The sequence below is a fragment of the Phocaeicola sp. genome, assembly GCF_048170425.1.
Taxonomy (GTDB): Bacteria; Bacteroidota; Bacteroidia; order Bacteroidales; family Bacteroidaceae; genus Phocaeicola.
Window position 1 is genome coordinate 1 of sequence record NZ_DBEXBB010000076.1, and the last position, 4,258, is coordinate 4,258.

The 4,258-nt window shown below is 41.3% G+C and carries 4 protein-coding genes; 2 read left to right on the top strand and 2 right to left on the bottom strand.

The annotated features are described in order from the left end of the window. The first annotated feature begins 89 nt into the window (after positions 1-89). Entirely contained in the window at positions 90-302 is a 213-nt protein-coding gene (locus tag ACMJ0U_RS03190; RefSeq protein WP_227238732.1) for a hypothetical protein, read from the top strand. Between the two features lie 243 nt (positions 303-545). Here ACMJ0U_RS03190 and istB read toward each other — a convergent pair whose 3' ends face one another. Continuing rightward, positions 546-1,301, bottom strand: a complete 756-nt coding sequence (gene istB / locus ACMJ0U_RS03195; RefSeq protein WP_004288784.1) for an IS21-like element helper ATPase IstB — start codon at positions 1,299-1,301, stop codon at positions 546-548. Positions 1,302-1,312: 11 nt separating this feature from the next. Continuing rightward, positions 1,313-2,911, bottom strand: coding sequence for an IS21 family transposase (istA, locus tag ACMJ0U_RS03200; RefSeq protein ID WP_012055590.1), 1,599 nt, complete (start codon positions 2,909-2,911; stop codon positions 1,313-1,315). Between the two features lie 113 nt (positions 2,912-3,024). Here istA and ACMJ0U_RS03205 point away from each other — a divergent pair. Further along, a partial coding sequence (locus ACMJ0U_RS03205) for a hypothetical protein (protein WP_417128133.1) occupies positions 3,025-4,258 on the top strand: 1,234 nt, incomplete at its 3' end.

A 4,258-nucleotide genomic window follows, 5' to 3' on the forward strand; every position in this document is an offset into this window, starting at 1 on the left:
GAATTTGACAGTTGGAACTCGAAAATCATCAATGATAAATTAGCTGACACCATCAACAGAATCTTCGAACTCGAATAAATATGAACCAAATGAATATAGAATTAAGTAAGATGCAGCTTATTCATTTAAGGAATATCTGCAAAAAAGGATGGGGTGGTTATAGTAAACCCTCTGATGATTTAGAAGAAATGGTAAAAAACGGTTTGTTGACGAAATCGGCTGGACCATTTGGTGATGTTGTTTATCGTCCAACTGATGCTGGGCGTAGTTATATTAATGACTTCAATAACGAACAGAAATGAGTCACATAGATGGCACTAGAAAATCGTATTCATCTCCATACGAGATAACGGTCTGTATGACCAAAGAGGAATGTAAGATATTGCTTCCGTTCTTTCAGAAAGCATATAAGAGTGTAAAATCAAAATACGAAAAGTATAATGATATTCACAATGGTGTAGATACTAATTGAAAAGTGCGCTGTATTCTAATTGAAAAGAGCTCCATCCATAACTTGTTACAAAATTACTATAAGTTTAAAATATTCATTTATCTTGTCTCATTTTTTGTGTTTCCTTAAGCCTATAAGACAGTCCGGTCATATTAACCAGATAAGCTTTATGTGTAAGCCTGTCAACCATTGCCGCCACAAGCACCTTGTCCTTTATGATTTCATTCCATCTGTTAAAAGCCAAATTAGTAGTAATGATTGTAGCCTTTTTTCCGGCTCTTAACGACAGGTGGTTAAAAAGCAGTTCTCCTCCTTCCTTGTCACAACTGACATATCCGAACTCATCACAGATGACCAGATCGTATTTTTCAAACCTTAATTGTAGCGTCCTCAGTGTCTTTGCTGATTTAGCCTCCCTTATCTGGGTAAGCAGGACCGGCACTGAAGTAAACAATACGGTAAAGTCCTGTTGGCAGGCCTTTATTCCTAAAGCCGTAGCAATATGCGTCTTTCCCGTTCCCGGATTTCCATACAGGACCAGGTTTCTTCCCTGTCTGATGAAGTCCAGTGTCTCCAATTCAGGTAATATTACCTGTGCCTCTTTGGGCATGTCTTCCATAACAAGCTCATGCAGATACTTCATTTGTGGAAATCCCGCAGATCTTATCCTTGATCTTCTTCTACACTCCCTTCTCCTGGCGCTTTCCTTTCCAAGCAATTCCGTCAAGAACTGCAGATGGTTCCAGTTTTCTTCAGCTGCCAATGAAAGGGTGCATTCCAGTTCCTCTTTAAAGGCCAGAAGCTTCAGTTCTGCAGCATAGTCATAAATGGTTTCTTTTTCTGATTTCATATATTATAAACTTAAATGGTTGGTATTATATCATGCACTTCATTGTATCCTGTCATGAGCGCCGTGATGCCTTCAAGCATATCCACAGCTTCTCTTTCTATATTCTCCTGTTGTGCCGGGAGAACAGGCGGTTCCATGGTTTCTTCTGTCTCTCCCTGTACGCTACCATGCAGCATGGCCTTTACCTGGTCCGGAGATATCTTTCTGACACCACGTCCGGTCAGCTCCTTGCATGCCGTGACAATGTCCGTTCCGGAAAATCCATTTTTTCGGGCATAGTCCAGCAACAGAACAAACGTCCTGTTGTCCTCCTTGAAATGGATGTCATACAGCCTTCTCAGTTCTTCCGGTGCTCTTTGCCAAACCACAGAGTGGGGCAATGCCCCCGGTTTACGGGAAAGTGTACGCAAATAGTGCTCCAGCTTGATGCACCAGTCTCCACCGCAATAACTGCGTTGATGAGAGGCCACTTTCTCCTTCCCGTACAGGATGACGATTTTTTCACTATAAACCTTGACATGTACTTTTTCTCCCACAAGAGAATCAGGTACGGAATAATGAACATTTTTCATGCTGATAGTTGACCATTTATCCACAATGTACTCATAGACCTCAAAACAGCCCAGATTACCGGGAAAAGGCTTCAGCGATGACAGGTCAGCTTCCAGACGTGATGTTTTCTCCGCTGTTGAAAGACTGCCTTGCTCGTTGTTGACCTGCATACATACCCGGTTTAAATGCTCCTGGGCAGAATGTATATCACCAAAATGGTCTGTCAGGCAGAAAGCTTTCCTTCTGACATATTCCACGCTGCGCTCCACATGTCCTTTCTCCCATCCGGCCCGTACATTACAGAAACGGTACTCAAAACAATAGAAACCGGACATCTTCATCAAAGCTTCTGTAGGTTTCTTATCACCACCGACAAAGCTCTTGACGGCTACACGCATATTGTCATAGACCATCATGGCGGGGACACCATGTATATCCCTGAAAAAGTTACGGTGGGATTCCATGAAGGCAAGCGTATTCTGATGCCTGAAAAGATAGGCGTATCTGCCATTGCTATGCCCGAAAGTGAATACGGCCAGATAAAACTTGGTTTTGACGCCGTCAATAAAAAGAAGAACTTCACCCCAGTCAAACTCGGCAATGCATCCAGGCTCATAGAACAACCGGATAAAGGCTTCGCTCTTTTTCTTCTCTTTGTATGACTCTATATTTTTTATATAACTGCATACTGTGGCGTAACTGATGGTGTATCCTTGAGATAACAGAAACTGGTGGATATCCTTTTTCAACATGCGCTGTTTGCGAAGTCCGGTAGCTATCTTAACGGCATTCTTCTTCAGGCAAAATCCTATCTTATCCTTAATCTCTTGTGTGAGCCGGCGAGGACGGCGTCTGGAACTGTCATACCTGGGCTGGATGGTAAGCAAATCACTCAAAGCCTCTTCTGGATTGTCCGTGCGGATGGCTGATTCGTACTTTGAAAGAATATTGTCAACGGTATGACGGCTGACATGAAGTTCACGAGAGATACGCCGTTTGCTATAACCGCATACTCTATACATGTGTATTATTGATTGTCTTTCTACCATAGTCTTCATTTTACCTTTGCATTTGGATTATACAAAGGTCATTATACTTATCCTATGGTGGCGCAATTTTCAACTGGAATATTGGCGCACTTTTCAATTAGTATCTACAAATGTCGAACATTATGACGCACGATTATGAGGATTTGTGGCGATTTGCATATTCGACAGATACAGTGGGGTTCGTTGTGGATGAATTAAGTGATACAGAAACAGGAACGACTTATTATTCAGACTTGATGTGCCTGTGCTATTTCCTGAAATGGGATAGTTTGAAGTCTGATAGCGCTGATTTGACTGAAAAACTTTTCAGCGTGTTGGAGAAAAAGACAGCTGAATCACTAGAGAAAGAAGACAAATACCACGATTTGTCATTCTTGTATTTCGATAATCCCTTTTTTACTCAGCAGACCTATTTAGAACGCTTGTTTGCCATTGTAAAGGACTCAAACCACTATGATGCCATCAAATCGATGATAAGGCTGATAGGGGAGGCGGACAAGGCCGATGGATATATAGACTATATACTCGATAAAGAAGGGTATGTTCATAATCAACACAAGGGACATACTACACATATGGTAACTCGAACGCCCATCTATACAACCCTTGCCAAAGTTCGTTCTCTTCAGAGTGTAGAAAAAATCCTTACTCACACGTTCTATCATTCCCAATATGAATATCATGATGAGCAGGAAGAATTTTCCAACATGATAAAAGGAGTGTTTGGAAGGGCAAGTGAATTCATCAAACAAGGACATACAGAACTGATAGGGATTATAGAGGCTTATTATAAAAAGGCCTTTAAAGAATATCACCGTCATTTTGATAATAATAGACAGACACAAGAATTGTTGATGGTTATTAGGGATTGTTATTTGACCGCCAGTTTACGAGAAAAAGGAAGAAAGACCTTTTATGAGAGACAGGCAGAACTGTTTGCTCCAAAAGAAGAATCCTCGAAGTGGGAAGATATCAGACAAGCCTATATTATGGCTGCTTTATGGATGACGGCAGAAGATGTAAAGGATGATTTTAAGAAGTTTGCAGTAGACAACAGTACAGACTGGGCCAAGGCCAGTTGGTATCAGGAAATACCCTATGCCGAAGTGGCGGAATGTGCAGAAATACTTTACAAGGAGAAGTTTCCACAGCCTGAAATAATAACCAAAGGGCGGGAGAGACGGCAACAAGCATTTATGGATTTTACAGAGTATCCTGTATTTAAGCAGATTGTGCTAGAAATGGTGACAGGATTGGACAATCATAGTTCCAGAAAAGAGTTCTATAAGAAACTGCGCGATCAAGACGAAGGATACAATCAGTATGCTTTCAGTTTTTTGTTGCTTTTCGTTGATG

Bases quoted from the DNA above. Each gene is read 5' to 3' on its own strand.
- istB (WP_004288784.1), bottom strand. From the start codon at position 1,301: ATGAAATCAGAAAAAGAAACCATTTATGACTATGCTGCAGAACTGAAG.
- istA (WP_012055590.1), bottom strand. From the start codon at position 2,911: ATGAAGACTATGGTAGAAAGACAATCAATAATACACATGTATAGAGTA.
- ACMJ0U_RS03190 (WP_227238732.1), top strand. From the start codon at position 90: ATGAATATAGAATTAAGTAAGATGCAGCTTATTCATTTAAGGAATATC.